Source organism: Gracilibacillus orientalis (genome assembly GCF_900114645.1).
GTDB lineage: Bacteria > Bacillota > Bacilli > Bacillales > Amphibacillaceae > Gracilibacillus > Gracilibacillus orientalis.
The window spans coordinates 657,686-676,274 of sequence record NZ_FOTR01000001.1; the positions used below are offsets into that span (position 1 = coordinate 657,686).

The following is an 18,589-nucleotide window of genomic DNA, read 5'->3' on the forward strand; positions in this document are numbered from 1 at the left end:
TACCAATATATCATTTAATAACTATAAGATGGAGGGAAAAGAACATGTTTTGGACTGTTGAAAAACTAGACAAACAAGTAAGTGAATTACAACCTTATCGATACCGGAATATTAAAGCAATTACATCGTTTAACTGCCTATTAGATGAAGAAGGAAAAGTCGGAGAACGTCCTCCTGCTAATACAAATGATTGGCAAACCATAAACATTAATGACAAATGGGAAGGAAGAGATAAATACCTTTGGTTAAAAACAGATATCACTATCCCAAAAACCTGGAAAGATGCCAAAATAATTGGTGTTTTTGACTTTGGAAAAACTGGTGGAGGTCATAACTCTGGATTCGAATCGTTACTATATGTGAATGATCAGCCCTACCAAGGAGTGGATTCCAATCATCAAGAAGTATTTTTTAACCCACAACTAGCTGGCGATGACGTTACACTTTGCTTTCGTCTCTGGTCAGGGCTTGAAGGTGGTGGCCAGCCTACCATTCAGGAGCATCAGTTAAAAACTGCATTTCTAGCATGCTTAGATCCAAGATTAGATGATTTGTATTTTACGTCAAAAGCAACGATAGAAACCGTGAAATACTTAGAGCAAAATCAACCAGAAAGAGTAGAATTATTAAAGGCATTGGATATGTCTTTTCGTGAAATTGATTGGTCTAGTAATAATGAAAACGATTTCTACCAATCTACTTATCTTGCCTTATCTGTTTTAAAAGACAGACTAGAACAAATTCCAAATCACTATCCGGTAACCGTTAATGCCATAGGTCATACACATATAGACGTCGCTTGGTTATGGCGCTTAAAACATACTCGGGAGAAAGTGGCACGTTCTTTTTCTACTGTATTACGTTTAATGGAGCAATACCCAGACTATATCTTTTTGCAAACACAACCACAATTATATGAATATATAAAACACGACTATCCTGACATTTACCAACAAATGAAAACACGAATAAAAGAAGGACGCTGGGAGCCCGAAGGTGGTATGTGGCTAGAAGCGGACTGTAATTTAACGTCTGGGGAATCATTAGTTAGACAGCTTTTACACGGCACAAGATTTTTTAAAGAGGAATTCGGAAAAGACTGTGAATATTTATGGCTACCTGATGTATTTGGCTATAGCTGGGCATTACCACAAATATTGAAAAAATCGGGAATCCATACATTTATGACAACGAAAATAAGTTGGAGCCAGTACAATAAGATGCCGCATGATACATTCAAGTGGCGAGGTATTGACGGAACAGAAATTTTAACCCACTTTATTACAACGCCTGAAGATGATCGTTGGTTTTACACGTATAATGGAAAAATTAATCCTAAATCGGTGAAAGGTATATGGGAAGCATATCGAGACAAAGACGTAAACAACGAATTGATTTTATCTTATGGTTATGGTGATGGCGGTGGTGGTGTAAACCGTGAAATGCTGGAAATGATAGACCGATTAGATAAAATGCCTGGTTTACCGAATATCAAAACTGGCAGAGCTGATGACTATTTCAGAAAACTGCATGAAACGGTTGAAAATACAGATCAATATGTTCACACATGGGACGGAGAATTATACTTAGAATACCACCGTGGAACCTATACAAGCCAAGCCTATAATAAACGAATGAACCGTAAGATGGAATTGTTATTAAGAGAAGCAGAGTGGATAAACGTTTTTCATTCGGTTATAAATCAAGATTGGGAACAATATCCTCAAGCTAAGCTTAATGACAGTTGGAAGATTGTTTTAAGAAATCAGTTCCATGATATTATCCCTGGTTCATCGATAAGAGAAGTATACGAAGATAGCTACCAGGAGTATAATGAAGCTTATCAACTGGCACAAGAAGCTCATGATCAGGCATCTACTCGTCTGGTAGATAACCAACTCGATTTTTATACCGTTACGAACTCTGCATCCTTTATGAGAACTGATCTGGTCGAAATAACAAACCAAGAAGATGAGCTTCAATGGTATGACTATCAAGGAGAAAAGTTGGAATCTCAAAAAACAAAGGATGGCAACTGGATGGTGAAGGTAAATGACGTTCCCGCGTTAGGCAGTAAATCTATTTATGCCAAAAGGGAGAAAGACGTGTCATCTGCTGTCTTTTCCTATACTAGTGATAAACTATCAACACCTTTATTGGAAATCGCATGGAATGAAAATGGCCAACTCACCAAAATATTTGATAAAAAGGCAAAAAGAGATGTCCTCCCTTCCCAAGCGAAAGCCAATATCTTTCAAGTGTTTGAGGATAAGCCAATGCTATTTGATGCATGGGATATCGACATCTATTATCAACAAAAAATGAAAGAGATACAGAAGTTAATCTCTGTAGAGTTAATAGAAGATGGACCAATTCGATCTATTGTGCAATTTCAATGGGAATATGCTAATTCGACCATCAAACAGAATATGGTCGTCTATAGTGAAAATCCGCGTATTGATTTTGAGACATATATCGATTGGCATGAACGAGAGCAACTATTAAAAGCTGCATTTCCGGTCGATGTACGATCAACAGAAGCTACTTATGATATACAATACGGAAATGTTACACGCCCAACCCATTGGAATACAAGCTGGGATCTTGCCCGTTTTGAAACCGTTGGACATCAATGGGCAGATTTATCCGAAACAGGATATGGAGTCAGCTTACTAAATGACAGTAAATATGGTTACGATATCAAAGATAACATCATGAGACTAACACTATTGAAAAGCTCTACAGATCCTGATGTCAAGCAGGATCAAGGCGAGCATTATTTTCAATATGCCATTTACCCGCATCAAGGAGACTGGCGAAATGCGAAAACAGTTCAACAAGCATGGAACCTGAATAATCCACTCGTTGCTGTCGAGGGGAAGATGGATAACAAATCCTTATTTTCGATGGATACTGATCACGTCATGATTGATGCTGTGAAAAAAGCAGAAGACGACAATAAAATCATTGTTAGACTGCATGAATTTACAGGAGCCAGAGAAACGATTCATATCAACAGTGATTTCCCTATTCATTCCTGGCAAGAGTGTAATTTATTAGAGGAACCAATATCAGAAAAAGTGAAAGATGAACCATTGTATTTCACTATACATCCATATGAAATCAAAGCATTCATTATTGAACTAAAAAGTTAATTAGATTGTTTTTCCAGACCTTTTTGGTATGATTAATATATATAATCATATCAACTAGGTCTTAATGAAGGAGTATGCACAATGGAAGCACTGTATCAACAAGTATATCAATCCATAAAAGCTGATATCACAAACGGCAAATTCCAAGTAGGAGACCGTATCCCATCAGAGAAGGAATTATCTGAAAAATTCCAGGTCAGTAGAATTACCAGTAAAAAAGCACTAGAGATATTAATGAATGAAGGATATGTATATCGACAACGAGGACGAGGAACTTTCGTGGATGAATTCTCCACTAATCAAAAAAAGCAGCCATCTGATACCAAAAAGCCTCTATTCGGACTAATTGTGACGTCTCTTGATGCAAGTTTCGGAAATAATTTGGTAACAGCACTAACCGATGATACCGATGAAGGATTTTTCATCATTTTAAAAATATCTTTAGGGCTACCAGATAAAGAAGAACAATTAATGCAGGAGTTAATGGAATTAGGAGTAGACGGAATGATTGTAGCTCCAGCACATTCCGATCATTACAGTTCAGAAATATTAAAAATGGTTGTGAATAAATTTCCACTTGTTTTAATCGACAGATCCATAAAGGGAATCGGCGTAACCTCTGTTTCAACTGACAATCAAGAAGCTGCACAAACAGGTGTTAACTATTTATTTGAAATCGGTCATAAACATATTTCCGTACTTATGCCGTCTAACTATGAAACAACAACTATTGAAGACCGTATTGCTGGCATTGTACATGCATATGCAGAAAAAAATGTGATGGTAAATAAAAGTCAATGGCATGCTGATATTCACAGTACTTTGCCTTATCCGCTAGCTTCTAAAGAAGAAGATATTGAAAGGATTAAAAAACATATTCAAAAACACCCAGAAATAACCGCTATTTTTGCCTTAGAATATAACATTGCGTTATTAGCCAAAAAAGCCATAGAAGATTTAAATTTGAACGTTCCAGAAGATATATCTATTATTTGCTTTGATAGTCCACCTTATAATGACCTAGAATTAAACTTTACACATTTAAAACAAAATGAAAAAGAATTAGGACAAAAAACAATCAAACGACTAATGGATATGTACAAAGGGGAACTCCAAATCAAGAAGGATGAAATTAGCGCTACTCTTGTTGAAGGAGAGACACCTCGTACTCTTAAGCTATCCAAACAAAAAGAGGGACATTAATATGTCTCTCTTTCTGTATGAAATCTCCAATACCTCCTCATTCGGAACATATTCGTCATCAAAAAATATAATAATATGAATTTATTTTTTGTAATGAGGAGTGCTATGGTATGTCAGCAATAACAGGGGAAGAATACAAAAATCGAATAAAAAAACACCAAGTAGAATTGTGGCATAATGGAAAAAAGGTTAAAGACATCCTAGAACATCCTGCATTTAAAGGGGTTATTAATAGTCAGGCTTCCCTTTATGACCTACAGCATAAAAAAGACATCATGACCTATCCCTCACCTGTTACAGGAAGTTTAGTTGGAACCTCATACTTAAAGCCAATCACAATGGAAGACCTTATTAAACGAAGAAAAATGATTCAACATTGGGCGAAGATAAGCGGAGGCATGCTTGGTAGGAGTCCTGATTATATGAATACCATTTTAATGACCTTTGCTGCATCAGCTAAATTATTGAGTGGAAAAGAAAATTGCTTTCCACAACATTTGATTAACTTTTATGAGAAGGCCAGAGAAGAAGATCTATCCTTTACACATACGTTTATAAACCCACAAGTTAATCGTTCACAACTTTACTTTGAAGACTCCAAAGAACCGATCGCAGCGAAAATGGTTGCCGAAAAAGAAGAAGGAATAGTGATAAAAGGAGCTCGTTTACTAGCAACCCAGGGTGGCATTACCGATGAAATCATTGTATTTTCTCCTGGCGGCATCACTGATAAAGCTTTCGCATTTGCATTTGCCATTCCAAGTGATACAAAAGGATTGAAATTCATTAGCAGAGATTCCTTTGTTGGTGGTGAGTCAACTTATAATTATCCACTCAGCTCTAGGTTTGAAGAATCAGATAGTTTGGTGGTATTCGATAATGTGATCGTTCCGTGGGAAAGAGTATTCTTTTATAACAATTTAGAAGTATCCAATAACTTTAAAACTGCGAGTGCATTTGCGCCCTTTACCTTACACCAAATCGTTAGCCGACAGATTATCAAAACTGAATTTATGTTAGGACTGTCAGAGGCTATTGTAAATACCATTAATATTAATGAGTATCCAAATGTCCAAGAAATGATGGCTGAAATGATTTCAGCGCTAGAAACCATGAAAGCCCTATTAATAAAAGCAGAAACAAACGCAAAAATAGACGAGTTTGAGCTAATGCGCCCAGAACTCACTCCTCTACAAGTAGCGACCTCTACTTATCCCAAAGTATATGCTCGACTATCAGAAATTGTCCAACTATTAGGATCTAGTGGACTTGTGTCCATTCCAACCGAAGCTGATTTTGAGTCCGAGATTAAAGTAGACCTAGATCAATATTTACAAAGTGCAACACTAGAGGCACAAGACCGAATACAATTGTTTCGCCTGGCTTGGGACGCAACAATGAGTGCGTTTGGCAGTAGACAAACGCAATATGAACGTTTTTTCTTAGGAAGCCCAAATCGACTATCAAGCGAGCTATACAAACAATATGATTTTAAAAAACATACAAACTATATTAAAAAATTTTTGACATAGTTACGAGGATAGAAGAAGGACCGGACATAACCAGTCCGGTCCTTCTTCTAGTTATTTTGTAATGAAATAGGTAAAATCATTTTTTGAAAATTGTAGAAAATAAGAATAATTATAAAAAATTTTATATAAATATTTCAGTAGATAGGATGAAGGTGGAGGGGATTGAATTGATACTATTAAAGTCTCAAAAGATTTTTGTTTTATTGGTTGGATTACTTTATATGTTATTTCTCTCTATAGCATTTTTTATAAACGTAGAAAATCCTATGCCAAGGACACCATTTTTAGGTGATATTTAGAAAAAACAGGAAAGCCCACCCGGTCCTTATCTTTAACTCAGATGCTGTTCGTAAACTCCATGTAGTAATGTTGACATGTTTATCACGGTGCTAACCGTCTGTAAGCCCCCAGCTTCAAGTAACACAAGGAAGCTAAGTGGGGACTAACAGACGCTAACACCCTGATAAGTTTCGCTAATGATCAGTGGGGGTCAATACCCCCACTGATCATAGTCTCACTTTATACAGTAATCTCCCCCGCTTCGGCTGCCCACTCCCCTTTCCGTGGGGTTTTTCCCTCAGCTAACTTTTTCGCGCAAAAACCGCTCGAAAAAGTGGATCTTCAGGAAAAACGAGTCCCACAGGAGTTGAAGTGGGCGGCCTACGCTGAATCATGCTCTACAACATGTGTCAGACCTAGAATCTTGGGTTATTATCCCTGTGGAAGTGCAAAGCTATGGCGTTGAAAATCACGAATAATGGTTATAAAACCAATATGCTTTTTCTGATATTCGTTGTAGAAAAAGATATAGCGGAGGCCGACCGTTTTCGACTCCTGAGGGATTAGCATGATCTGAAGATCCACTTTTGCAGGAGCGAACTCCTCCTGCAAAAGTTAGCTGAAGAACATGCCCCTAGGAAAGCGAAACGGTCAGCCGCAGCGGTCGGCTTGCACAAGCTATCTTTCAAAATGACAAACAGGTGGTTTGATTGGGTTTTATTTATATTTTAATCACATAAAAAAATAGTATTGGTTTTAAAAGATAGATATGTGTTATTCTACTTACGAGGAAAAGAGATTGATATAGTTATTAAGGAGGACATGATGAAAAAACATACTCCATTCGGTAAAGTAATCTTTTGGTTAGGTTTTCTACTTTTCATTCTCGGATCAGCCTTTAATGAGACATTAGGTATAATTACGAATGCACCTGAAAGTTTCTATTCTTTCTCCATTTCTGCCATTATAATTGGCATAATTCTACTCATTATTTCTAATGTCTTTATAAAGGAGAAAGATTAGTTTGTTTCGATTTACACAACTCCTTTGTGCAATTAATCGGTTTGGTCAGTTATCTTCGGATTACCAACCTGTTAAATGTTATAATTTTCAATCGCTCTATACCTATTTTTTAAAAATCTATCCCCATCAAATTGGCCATGAATTATATTCTAAACACGACAAAAAGGATGGGGATATTTATTCTAATTTCTTTAGTTTTGACTGGCAATTTCCTGATCACGATAGGATGCTTTTATATTACCTTGTTTATCTGTTGCAAATAAAACAGATCGTTCTTTCTCTAGGGTGAATTGAAATACTTGACCAGTTACAGTATCTTTTACTTTTATATTGGTATCAACTGCATATTCGGAGACAAATGTATACAGATATCCATCTCGGAAAGTCAATTTCCTTCCATAAACCCCTGGAAGATCCCCACCTTCAATCCATTCCAGTTCCGCTTCTATGCCTGCCTGAGATATTGCTTTTTGATATAAAGCCGCTAGCACATCGGTACCTTCATTCAATTCAACAGGCAACGGGCACCATAGTAAGGTTCCTTTGCCCATCTCTACTTCTATTAAACTTGCATCATCCTTGCCAGCTATAATCTCTTTATTTACTTCGCCAATACGACGATCACCAAAAGAAACTGGATAATTTACACCATCAATCGTGACTAACTCTTCACGTAAAACATTAGATAGTTCATACTCTCCTAGTTGGTCTGTTAATTTCCGAGAATGCTCCCAATACGCATCCAAACCAATTGGACCTGTCCATAGAAGAGTCGCACCGGTCTTTTCAACATATTGGAATATTTTATCAGCCGCTTCCTTGCTAAAATTATGTGCACTAGGTACTATCAACAACTTTGGTGGCTGTTCTTCTATTGCCTGTAGGTGATATTCACCCATCGCTCGAAATGGCACATTCATTTGATAGGCGAGAACTCTTGTTAATTTACTGGTGGCATCAAAAGCAAATTTACGATTAGAAAAGTCATTTGAATATGGAAACACAACCGTAACCTCTTCTAATTGACGATCAACAAATAGATCACGAATTTCACCGATAAACTTTCCAAAATCATACGATACATCTGCTTCCGGTTTTTGCGTACCATCTGCTCGCAATGCACCAATATTAGATTCATTCGTATTATCCATGTAAAAATTAGTATTCCATAACCATTGGACTGCACCAGCTCCACCAGTTGAAAAGGCATATGCATACTTTCGTTCAAGAATATTACGTAATTCTTTTTCCGATCTTTTTGCTTTACTGTCTGCTGTTTCGACATACATAATACCAGTTTCCTGAATCAAATTTGGTTTATATGGTGCTTTGGTAAAAATACCATCCCATACAAGCTGATCCATCAACCACCATGAGTGGACAGTTGTATAATCAACTGCTTCCTCATAGAAGAACGGTGTGGGACGCTGACTGCTTAAAGCCTCGTCTTGACCGACAGTTACTAATTGTTTTTCATTGATGGACTTAATTGTTGCTGATAATTCTTTTGCCCACTGATTATGCATTTCCATCGTAAATAATGTATAATCCAGCCAGCGCAGTCCTTGTTTGGGTTGCTTCATATCCTGGATATCAAAATTAATTTCTTCTTGCTCAGGTAACGCCACTGACTCAAAGTCCGGTAATTCTCTAGGTGTCATGTCCCAACGCTCCTGAAGTATGGTAATGGACTCATGTCGCTTTTTTAGCCATTTTAAAAATGCGGCATGCTCAAAGCGATCCTGTGCAGATCGAGGACCTTGAAAATAGCGTTTCGGGTCAAACATAGATGGCTCATTAATTAAATCCCATTGCACATTGGTCGTTGTTGCATGTCTCGATACTAACGCGCTAATAAAACGTTTTTGTGCTTTTACACTACGCGGATCAAGATAAGGGTTCTCCCCCTCAAAAGCAATTGGTGTAAAAGCGAAAAAGTTAAAGGTTACTTCCATATCATACTTTTTTGCAGTAAGCAGAAAGGCATCAATTGCACGCAATACCTCTTCAGATGCCTGTCCATCGATAAACATCATATGACGCCATCCTGTCCAAAGTCCCGTACGAATTAAATTGATCCCTGCATCTTTCATTGTTGCCATATCTTGATCCCAAGCTGCTACGTTGGGCATAAAAATAAACTTACGTGCAACGTCAGAAGTCATATAGGTTTGACCAACAATCGGAAACGGCCGGCCGTCTTTCCAGAAGTAATCTCTCCCTGCTTCCATGACACTTCCTTGCTGTAATAAATCAGGATCATTTCCCCAGAAACCTTGTGTATAGATGCGCTTTTCTCCTGACTTAGAAGTAGCAAGACATTCCAATTGATATTGTCCTTTTTGAATAGCTATGTTTACCGGTATTCTTAAAAATTGCAACTCTGCTGTTGCGGTTAAATTATCATTCGCAGTCCAGACTATTTCCGATTCGTGCATAAGGGTAATGTCAAACTGCCACTCTTTTGGAAGCTGTTCATTTCTACCTATTTTTTCTGTCTGAATCGTAATGGTTGCCCTGTCGCCTGGTTCATATGTTGCGTAATTAGGCTTCACCCAGATTTCCGTCACACCTTCACCAATAAAAGCAGCCCACTCTGAAATAGCATCTAATCCGCCATTTTGCCAGAAATGATCGCTAACGGTTTGATTAATAAATAACCATCGACCACCAGCAAAGCTACCCTTCGTATTTTCAAGTAATACTGCTGGAGCAGCTACTTCCCGATCAGCTTTAGATATACCTTTTAGCAGCGGATAAACATGAGCATCCATTGGACCACTGGAGCCATTTTCTTCTGGGCGATCTCGATAGCGTGTTACGTGCAAAATCAGGTTATGAGTTGGTTCAATCGAAAACAGCGACTCTTTTCCTTCAAAAACCGGCAACTTTCTATCTGCCGTCAACTTTGTGATTGGCTCAGGATCAACCGGCAATATTTCATGGATTTGTAATTGTCGGTGATAAGCGGTTTGTGTTCTTTCTATTTGCCAATCCCCTTGTTTGGATTGATTAACCGGATTGCGAAAAGGAGCACCACCTATATGTAATAGACCATGTCCTTGTCTAAAGAAAGCGAACAAACTAGGCCATGCTTCTTTCGGAAAATAGGGGCCATGTAAATGCACATAACTACTAAAATCATGATTAGCTAAAGCTTCGGATAAGTGATTCGCATCTACCACCTCGTACTGATCCCTCATTTGATCTAGCCATTCTTGAGAGGGCCTTGTGCCCTCATAAGGAAATTTCTCATCATAAAAAATCAATGTTTTTGTCACAGATACCCCTCCTCTTAGCCTTTTACAGCACCTTGTGTCATACCATTCACGATTTGTTTTTCCATTACTAAATAAAACAAAATAGTTGGAATTAATACCATCGTTAACCCTGCCATTTGAGCCGTATAATTAGTAGAATACTGACCTGCAAAGTTTGCTAATCCTAATGGTAAAGTACTTAATGCATCATCATTAATTAGAACTAATGCAAATGAAAATTCATTCCAGTTATTAATGAAGTTTAATATTACTGCTGTCGCTAATGCTGGACGGCTCATCGGCAAAATAATTGACCAAAAGATCCGAAAAGGGCCACACCCATCCATAATAGCTGATTCTTCAATTTCTTTAGGAAAAGAACCCATAAAACTCGTTAACAAGAAAATCGTAATCGGCAAATTAAAGGCCACGTATGGAAAAATTAAGGCCAAATGGGTATTAATGAAACCGAGCTTTTGCATTAAAATAAACATCGGAACTAATGTGGCATGAATTGGCACAAGCAGACCTACTACGAAAAAACCGTATAATAAATTTCTGCCTTTGAATTGAAAGCGGGACAGAAAATAGGAAGCTAATGCGCCAACCAATATACAAATAAACAAAGCAACAATACCGACAAATAAACTATTTAAGAAATAAGATCCTATATTTGCCGTCACCCATGCTTCGACATAATTGACGAACACCCAATCATCTGGCAGGCCGAATGGATCAAAGGAAAATTCCTGACCTGTTTTAAAGGAATTCATAATCATCCAAAAGATAGGATAAGCATTGATAATGGTAAATACCAATAGTATCAAATAAATAGTACTTCGTTTGAACCTCTTTTTCTTGCGAGCATTTTTCGAAACGGTATCGTAGTTAACCACTGATTCACTCATTACCTACACCTCTTTTCTTCGTAGTAATTTAGTAGTTATTAAGATAAGCCCGATACTAAATAAAAAGATTAAGACAGAAATCGCACTACCGTACCCATAGCGAAGTCCTTCAAATGTTTTGCCATACATATAAGTAGCCATTACCTCCGTGGAATTCGCAGGACCACCAGATGTCATAACATAAATTAAATCAAACGTTTTCAAACTTCCACTAATACAAAGCACGACTGAAATTAGAATGATATTCCATATCGACGGTAGAACCACATAGCGCGTTTTTTGCCACTCTGAAGCCCCATCAAGATCTGCCGCTTCTAAAATTTCGCTCGGAACCGTTTGCAATGCGGATAAGAAAATAATAAAATAAAGCCCAACAAACTGCCAAATAATCGTAATACAAACTGCAATGATTGCCCAAGTTGGATCACCAAGCCAATTCTGCTGTAGAAAACCTAACCCTATTGCATCCAAAAAGTTATTGATCATACCATATTCCGAGTTATAAATCATACGCCAAGTTATCGAAATAACTACCGTTGAAATAACTACTGGCATAAAACCGATCGTACGGAAAAACTTAGCGCCCTTTATTTTTCGATTTAATAATAACGCTAGTCCCAAAGCAATCGGTATTTGTCCAAACACAGAAGCCAGAACTACTAAAATGTTGTTCCGTACCGATAACCAAAAAACAGAATCTTGAAGTACCTCTTTAAAGTTTTCCAGTCCAATAAACTGCATCTCAGAAAAACCATTCCAAGACATAAAAGAATAATAAAAAGAAATAAAAATTGGTAAAATACTAAAAATCAGATAGATTGTCAATGCGGGTATAACACCCACCGCTATAATCCACGGTTTTTTTAGTAAATGCATGTCATCACTCCCTACAACTGCTAACTTTCCTTTATTATAAAAGGGCTTACATATTTTCGAAATCCTATAAAGTTAACATTATATCTACTTTTCTATGGAATGAATCCGACGAAATTGAGTAGGCGTGATTCCAGCATAGTTTTTAAATACCTGAACAAAATATTTATATTCCCGGTATCCGACATACTCCGCTATTTCAAACACTTTGTTCGAGGTTCCTGTGAGCAATTCTTTCGCTTTATTAATACGTATTGTATTGAGATATTCAGAATAGCTGTAACCTGTCTCTTGTTTAAATAGCATACTAAAATAATTAGGTGTAATATAATGTTCTTCCGCTACTTCTACTGCTTTGATATCTTTTTGATAGTTTTTCTCGATATACTGTTTAGCGTGTTGAATAATCCAATGATTTTCGCTTGAATGCTGTAAAAAATTGATCATCAGCTCAAGATCATCCGACAGCACCGCTTGAAGAGCATCTATACTATTATAAATAAGTAAATCGAGTTCCTGCCCCAACGTAAATTCAAGGTTTTCGAAAGTTGAAGCCTGACCCCTTTCTTTAATTGAGTTAAGCAGAAAAATGGCCACACCTTTGATTTGTACCAACGTTAACTGATTTTGCTCCAAATCTATAAAGAGCTGGTTCACTACTTTATCCACTTCTAACTTATCCTGTTGAAAAACAGCATTACTTATTGAATCCACTATTTGTTTGTCCACATCGAAATGCTTTTCAGACGGCATATTTTCTTTATCAGTAATCACTTGTTTAGCTGAGCCTCGATAGAAACTGAGGCGCTGATTTAATTCCTGATAAAGCAGTGAAACATGATGTAAATCATGATAACTAGAAGATATAGCCAGGGAAACCTGGTTATCAAATGCTTCCGTGATCACGGTAATGAACTGATTAATATTGTCATTAGAAACATCCTGCTGATCATATAGAAATACCACCAATTGATTCTCATGTGTTTCGATACATATCGATGAAAGTTCACATGGTGCTATTACTTCTTTCAAATGGTTAGCCAATTCCATCTCTGTATCTTTTGAACAAACTGCCATATAGTTTTTTCTTTCGATCATCAATAAACGAAATGAATATGCTTGCATTTTAATTTTTTCCTCAAGATTATATGAATCCGGTAAATCGAATACTTGTTGAGATAAATAGTTGGTCAACATTGTCTCTTGCTGATCCTGCTCTTCTTTTCTTGTCTTTTCGATTTGCTGCTTTACATCTTTGATTAATGCAAACAATTCATCGATATCTACCGGCTTTAATAAATAATCTTCAACACCAATTCGAATCGCCTGGCGCGCGTATTCAAATTCCTCATATCCACTGATCATAATAATGGTCACTTCAGGAAAACCTTCAGCAAGTGCCTTTGATAAATGTATACCATCCATTTCCGGCATATACACATCGGTAATGACAATATCCACCGGCTCTTGTTGAATTATTTCCAATGCTTTTTTACCATTATTTGCAGATCCAACAATATCAATATCTATTTCCTCCCAAGGAATGGTGTTAGATAGTCCCTGGCATATTAATGGTTCATCATCAACGATCAACATCTTTAACGTCATTTGGCCTTTCATCTCCTTCTATCAGTCGGTTCAGCATCAATTCATCTTTAATCCATGGTAAATATACTCGGACACAGGCACCTTCCTTCACATCTATGATCTTAAGTCCATAATGATTGCCAAAAGCATTGGTAATACGATCATGAACATTTTTTAAGGCATAACTGTCTTGTTCTTCTGTCGAGTGCAACAATTGCTTTACTCTGTCGATATCCATTCCGATACCGTTATCCAATACATCAATAATGATTATTTCACCTTTAAGATAGCAGCGTATCGTAATCTGTTTCTTTTCTTGTAATTGCTGAAAGCCATGTTTAAAGCTATTCTCCACAAGTGGTTCCAACATTAGTTTTAGAACAACACTTTTGGATAATCCCGCTTCCATAAAAATCGCATACTGAAATGTTTCCCCTAACCGCTTTTTTTGCAGTTCCATATAGCTTTGGACGTACTTTATTTCATCCTTTAATGGAATCCATACCTTTCCTTGACTAAGGGTAATACGAAATAAAGTAGATAAATCTTCGATACTCTTACTTGTCTCCGGTGCATGTTCCAAACGAGCGGTCCAACGAATCATGTCTAGTGTATTATAAAGAAAATGGGGATTGATTTGACTTTGTAACGCCTTCAATTCTGAATGTTTATGTTGAATTTCCAACTTATATTTACTGTCAATTAATCTCTGAATCTGTTCAACCATCGAATTGAATCGATAGCCAAGTTGCCCGACTTCATCTTTCGATCGGATTTTAACTCTCGCTTTAAAGTCCCCGAGTTCTAACCGTTTTGTTTCTCTTGTTAATTCCAGTATGGGACGGACGACAAAGAAAACAAATCCTGCAAATGTCATTAATCCCATAAATACGGCGATCAAAATCATATATCCAAATGTTGATTGAGTATCCTTCATTTCAGATAAAACATACTTTTCACTGACAACTGATACTAAATGCATATCAATTTGCTCAATATATCTCGATACACCGTAATAAACATCTCCATCTGACTCCAGTTGAAAACTTTCTCCTTCTGAATGAATATTATCCATAAAGGTTTGGTAGCTAAAGTCCTTTGCTTCATCAGATCCAGTAATATCCTGTTCTTGGTTATGTACAAAAAAGGCTTGATGCTGTTCATTTGTAAAACCTGCCGTTACATGCTGATACAATGCCTGCTGATCAAGGCGAATACGAACAAGTCCAATTGGCTGCTTAATGTCATAGAGATGATTAATCACTCGGTAGAAGGTGATCACCTTTTCATCTTCATTGGTTGGTTGATTATGCATCTTATATGGTGTGCTCCACAGTATTTCCCCTTCCATCTCCATTGCTTTGTTAACCCACTTCTCTTCCTCCCCTTCAACAATCTCACCAACTGACAACACTTGCTGATTCTGTCCTTCGATTTGCACAGAATGAAAGTAATCTTTCTCTGATTGATGGAAGACAAAGAAACCATTTAAATTACTCCGGATTTGATTTAAATGGTTATAATCTTCACCAGTAACTGCTGGATAGGTCATAAAGTCACGGAATTCATTGCTGTAAATCATATATCGCGAGATCTCCTCAATTTCTTCGATAACGTTGTTTAGTTGTGACTCCATGTTATTGAGATTACGGTACGTAGTGTTAATAACTTGCTCTTTTAATATATTGTTAGATTGATAAATAACGATCGAACCGATTAAACCACTTGGAATCGTCACAAGCAAAAGGAAAATAATAACTGATTTCCATTTTAAGCTGTTTTTAATATATTGGATTAATTGCATGTTTAATTTCTCCCATACTTCATAATTAGTAGTAAGAAGATTATAACATTTTGCTTATGCGCAAAAAGTAGAGTATCCCGTAAGACACTCTACTTACCATTCATACTATGAACTACTCTAGTTCGGTTTCTGCAACACGTTGAATATTTTCAGCTGCTTCTTCAGGTGTTGAACCACCAACCGTTATCGATTGCAGCTCATTTTCTAATTGATCATTTACTGCTGGTGTTAACGTAGCATCATAAACTGGCGCTGGTTCAGATTCAGCAATAACTTCTAACATTTCTTCTGTTAATGGGTTAAGTTCTGCATCATCCGGTACTTCTACGTTTGCAATAATGGGACGACCTACTTTAATTAACTCTTCCCATAGTTCCTGATCGTAGACATATTGTAAAAATGTATGTGCTGCTTCGAGTTTTTCGCCCTCTAATTCACTATTAATAGCAACTCCCGTTCCTGCAACAGTGGATATCGTTTTCTTATCATTTAAAGGAATCATCGAAACACCAATATTTTTATCTTCCGGCTTATTTTCTAGAATGGAAGAAATCCCCCAGTTACCATCAATAACCATGGCTGTTCTTCCTTGAAGAAAATAATCAACCATTTGTGTACTATCAATGGTATTAAGATCTTCATTAAATGCTTCTTTCTTCACTAACTCATCAATCACTTCCAAGGACTGTACAAAGTCTGAATCTGTAAATGCTCTTTCTCCATTTGCAACATCTTCCAAGAAATCATTGCCAGTAAATCGATCAGCTATCGTTGAGATATAAACAGATTGCAATACCCAAGCATCTGAGTTACCTAATGCGATAGGTGTAATATCATTTCCTTTTAAATCATCGATCAGTTGTAAGAACTCATCATACGTTTCAGGAAACTCATCATATCCGGCATCTGCTAACATATCTTTGTCATAAAAGACCATGTTTGTTGGGTTCGTGTTAGCAGGTACAGCATAGGTATCACCCTCAACCGAAAAATCTTCAAAGTCTTCTTCATCTAATAAGCCAGTCTCCTCTGTCCAATGGCTGACAATATCATTGATTGGTTGTAAGACACCGCCATCTACTAGTGGTTCTAACTCTGCTCCAGGCCATACTTGGAATACATCAGGTAATTGTCCACCAGCTGCCTGTGTATTTAGCCGAGTTCGATAATCAGCATTTGGAGTTGTATCTACCTGAAGATCAATTTTCGGGTGCTCTTCATCAAATTTCTCTACCACATCCATAAATGCTTGGTAATCCGCTCGACCAACATCTTCTGATTTCCAGAATTTAAGCTCGACAGCATCATCATTTGTCGATTCTCCATTAGATGATGTTTCCTCTCCGTTATCACTTGAACATGCAACTAGTACACTAACCAGTAAAACAACTAAACCTAAAAATAAATTATTACTCCTCTTTCTCATAATCAACCCTCCACTTTGTTATCGCTTTCATTAAGGATTATCTCACAGAAGAATAAGCAAAAAAATCCAACAAAGTTAATATAATATCCAATATTTTATGCACCACGAAAATTATCCCCATAAAAATCTCACAGTATTTCTACATTGTGTATCTCCTTCTTTATAAGAAATGTATTGCTAAAACCTTCTCCAACCAGAAAGCTTCAGCAATACATTTTTGTTTCTAAATTTAATTTAAACCTTTGCTTCATCATAAGGTGAATTAACCTAATGCCACATCAAGAATCATCATTAATACAAAACCAATCATTAAACTCATGGAAGCCAAGTCTTTATTGCCTTTCTCTTGTGAACTCGGAATAACTTCTTCGACTACTACAAAAATCATCGCTCCAGCCGCAAAACTTAATGCATAAGGTAATAATGGTTCAATAAAGGATACTGCAATTGCTCCAATAACCGCAGCAATTGGTTCCACCATTCCGGAAAATTGCCCGTATTGGAAACTCTTACTTCGAGATATCCCTTCTGCTCTTAATGGCATAGAAACTGCAACTCCTTCTGGAAAGTTTTGTATGCCAATTCCAAGCGCTAATGTGATGGCTCCAGCTAAAGATGCTTCCGTTCCACCATTTGCAAGAGCACCAAAAGCAATTCCGACCGCTAACCCTTCTGGGATATTATGTAGAGTAATGGCGAGTACTAGTAGTGTACTTCTTTTTCTTTTTTCCTGATAGATTCCTTCTGCTTTATCAACAGGGGTATTTGGATGAAGGTGGGGTAAAACCTTATCTATTCCCCATAAGAAAATACCACCTAATAAAAATCCAAATGCTGACGGAAACCAAGTTCCGATGGCGTTATCACCCGATAATTCAATAGCTGGTCCTAGTAAAGACCAATAACTTGCTGCAATCATAACACCGCCAGCAAATCCCAACATACTATCCATTAGTCGCTGATTGATGGTTTTGGTTGCAAAAACGAGACTAGCGCCTAATGCAGTCATCCCCCAAGTGAATAAAGTAGCTATCAACGTTTGTGTTATAGGATTAAAATTCTGAAAAAAATCAAGCATAATGAAGAAAGATCACCTTCCTTAAAATAGGTTGCTATTACATTCTAACGCTAATTCTACTATTAACTAAATTTTACGTATTAAATTCTGAGATAAAATTCCGCAAAAAAATATACACTACAATAAATATCGGAAACATTGTAATCAGTTGATTATATACGGTAGCGACAAGGATAACAAACATATTATCATTTTCTATAATATTTATAATGATGGACAGAATTATTTTATTTTACGTAGTTTTGTCCTTCATCAGGCTTATGATAGACACTTTTTTCCGATTTGCTCTTCTTTTGTCCTTCATCCTACTTTTAAGAATAAGGGGACAACATGTATTTGGAAATCGAAATACTACTTTTACTACTATAGTTTACACTAGATTCTTACAAAATGTAATTTGTACATATATCTTCCCTAGATTACAATATTTCACCAGAAAACTTTTAATATATTTTAAAAAA

General features: G+C 36.8%; 11 protein-coding genes. 4 read left to right on the forward strand and 7 right to left on the reverse strand.

Going from position 1 to position 18,589, the window contains the following annotated elements; genetic code table 11:
* Positions 1–44: 44 nt before the first annotated feature.
* The 4 genes from BM121_RS03140 (at position 45) to BM121_RS03160 (ending at position 7,192) form a co-directional block, all read left to right on the forward strand.
* Positions 45–3,155: an alpha-mannosidase gene (locus tag BM121_RS03140; RefSeq protein WP_091480988.1), complete on the forward strand. Its 3,111-nt coding sequence runs from the start codon at positions 45–47 to the stop codon at positions 3,153–3,155.
* 81 nt (positions 3,156–3,236) lie between these two features.
* A complete protein-coding gene (locus tag BM121_RS03145; protein ID WP_091480990.1) occupies positions 3,237–4,358 on the forward strand; it encodes a GntR family transcriptional regulator in 1,122 nt (373 codons plus the stop codon).
* 110 nt (positions 4,359–4,468) lie between these two features.
* The gene (gene hpaB / locus BM121_RS03150) at positions 4,469–5,890 is read left to right on the forward strand and encodes a 4-hydroxyphenylacetate 3-monooxygenase, oxygenase component (RefSeq protein ID WP_091480993.1); all 1,422 of its coding nucleotides are present in this window, start codon (positions 4,469–4,471) and stop codon (positions 5,888–5,890) included.
* Positions 5,891–6,994: 1,104 nt separating this feature from the next.
* Complete coding sequence (locus tag BM121_RS03160) at positions 6,995–7,192, forward strand: hypothetical protein (RefSeq protein ID WP_091480999.1); 198 nt, start codon at positions 6,995–6,997, stop codon at positions 7,190–7,192.
* A 191-nt stretch (positions 7,193–7,383) separates the two neighbouring features.
* Here BM121_RS03160 and BM121_RS03165 read toward each other — a convergent pair whose 3' ends face one another.
* The 7 genes from BM121_RS03165 to BM121_RS03195 all read right to left on the reverse strand — a co-directional run bounded on the left by BM121_RS03165 (position 7,384) and on the right by BM121_RS03195 (position 18,128).
* Positions 7,384–10,473 (reverse strand): beta-galactosidase, encoded by a 3,090-nt coding sequence (locus BM121_RS03165; protein WP_091481002.1) that lies wholly within the window; start codon positions 10,471–10,473, stop codon positions 7,384–7,386.
* 14 nt (positions 10,474–10,487) lie between these two features.
* Positions 10,488–11,360, reverse strand: coding sequence for a carbohydrate ABC transporter permease (locus BM121_RS03170; protein ID WP_091481004.1), 873 nt, complete (start codon positions 11,358–11,360; stop codon positions 10,488–10,490).
* A gap of 3 nt (positions 11,361–11,363) precedes the next feature.
* Entirely contained in the window at positions 11,364–12,236 is an 873-nt protein-coding gene (locus BM121_RS03175) for a carbohydrate ABC transporter permease (protein ID WP_091481007.1), read from the reverse strand.
* An 84-nt stretch (positions 12,237–12,320) separates the two neighbouring features.
* A complete protein-coding gene (locus tag BM121_RS03180; protein ID WP_175495303.1) occupies positions 12,321–13,841 on the reverse strand; it encodes a response regulator in 1,521 nt (506 codons plus the stop codon).
* Positions 13,816–15,624: a cache domain-containing sensor histidine kinase gene (locus BM121_RS03185; protein WP_091481012.1), complete on the reverse strand. Its 1,809-nt coding sequence runs from the start codon at positions 15,622–15,624 to the stop codon at positions 13,816–13,818. The genes BM121_RS03180 and BM121_RS03185 overlap by 26 nt, the downstream gene beginning before the upstream one ends.
* Before the next feature lie 112 nt (positions 15,625–15,736).
* On the reverse strand, positions 15,737–17,050 hold the full coding sequence (locus tag BM121_RS03190; protein WP_091481015.1) for an extracellular solute-binding protein: 1,314 nt from the start codon (positions 17,048–17,050) through the stop codon (positions 15,737–15,739).
* A gap of 262 nt (positions 17,051–17,312) precedes the next feature.
* Positions 17,313–18,128 carry a ZIP family metal transporter gene (locus tag BM121_RS03195; protein ID WP_091481018.1) on the reverse strand — a complete coding sequence of 272 codons (816 nt, stop codon included), beginning with the start codon at positions 18,126–18,128 and terminating at the stop codon, positions 17,313–17,315.
* Positions 18,129–18,589 lie beyond the last annotated feature (461 nt).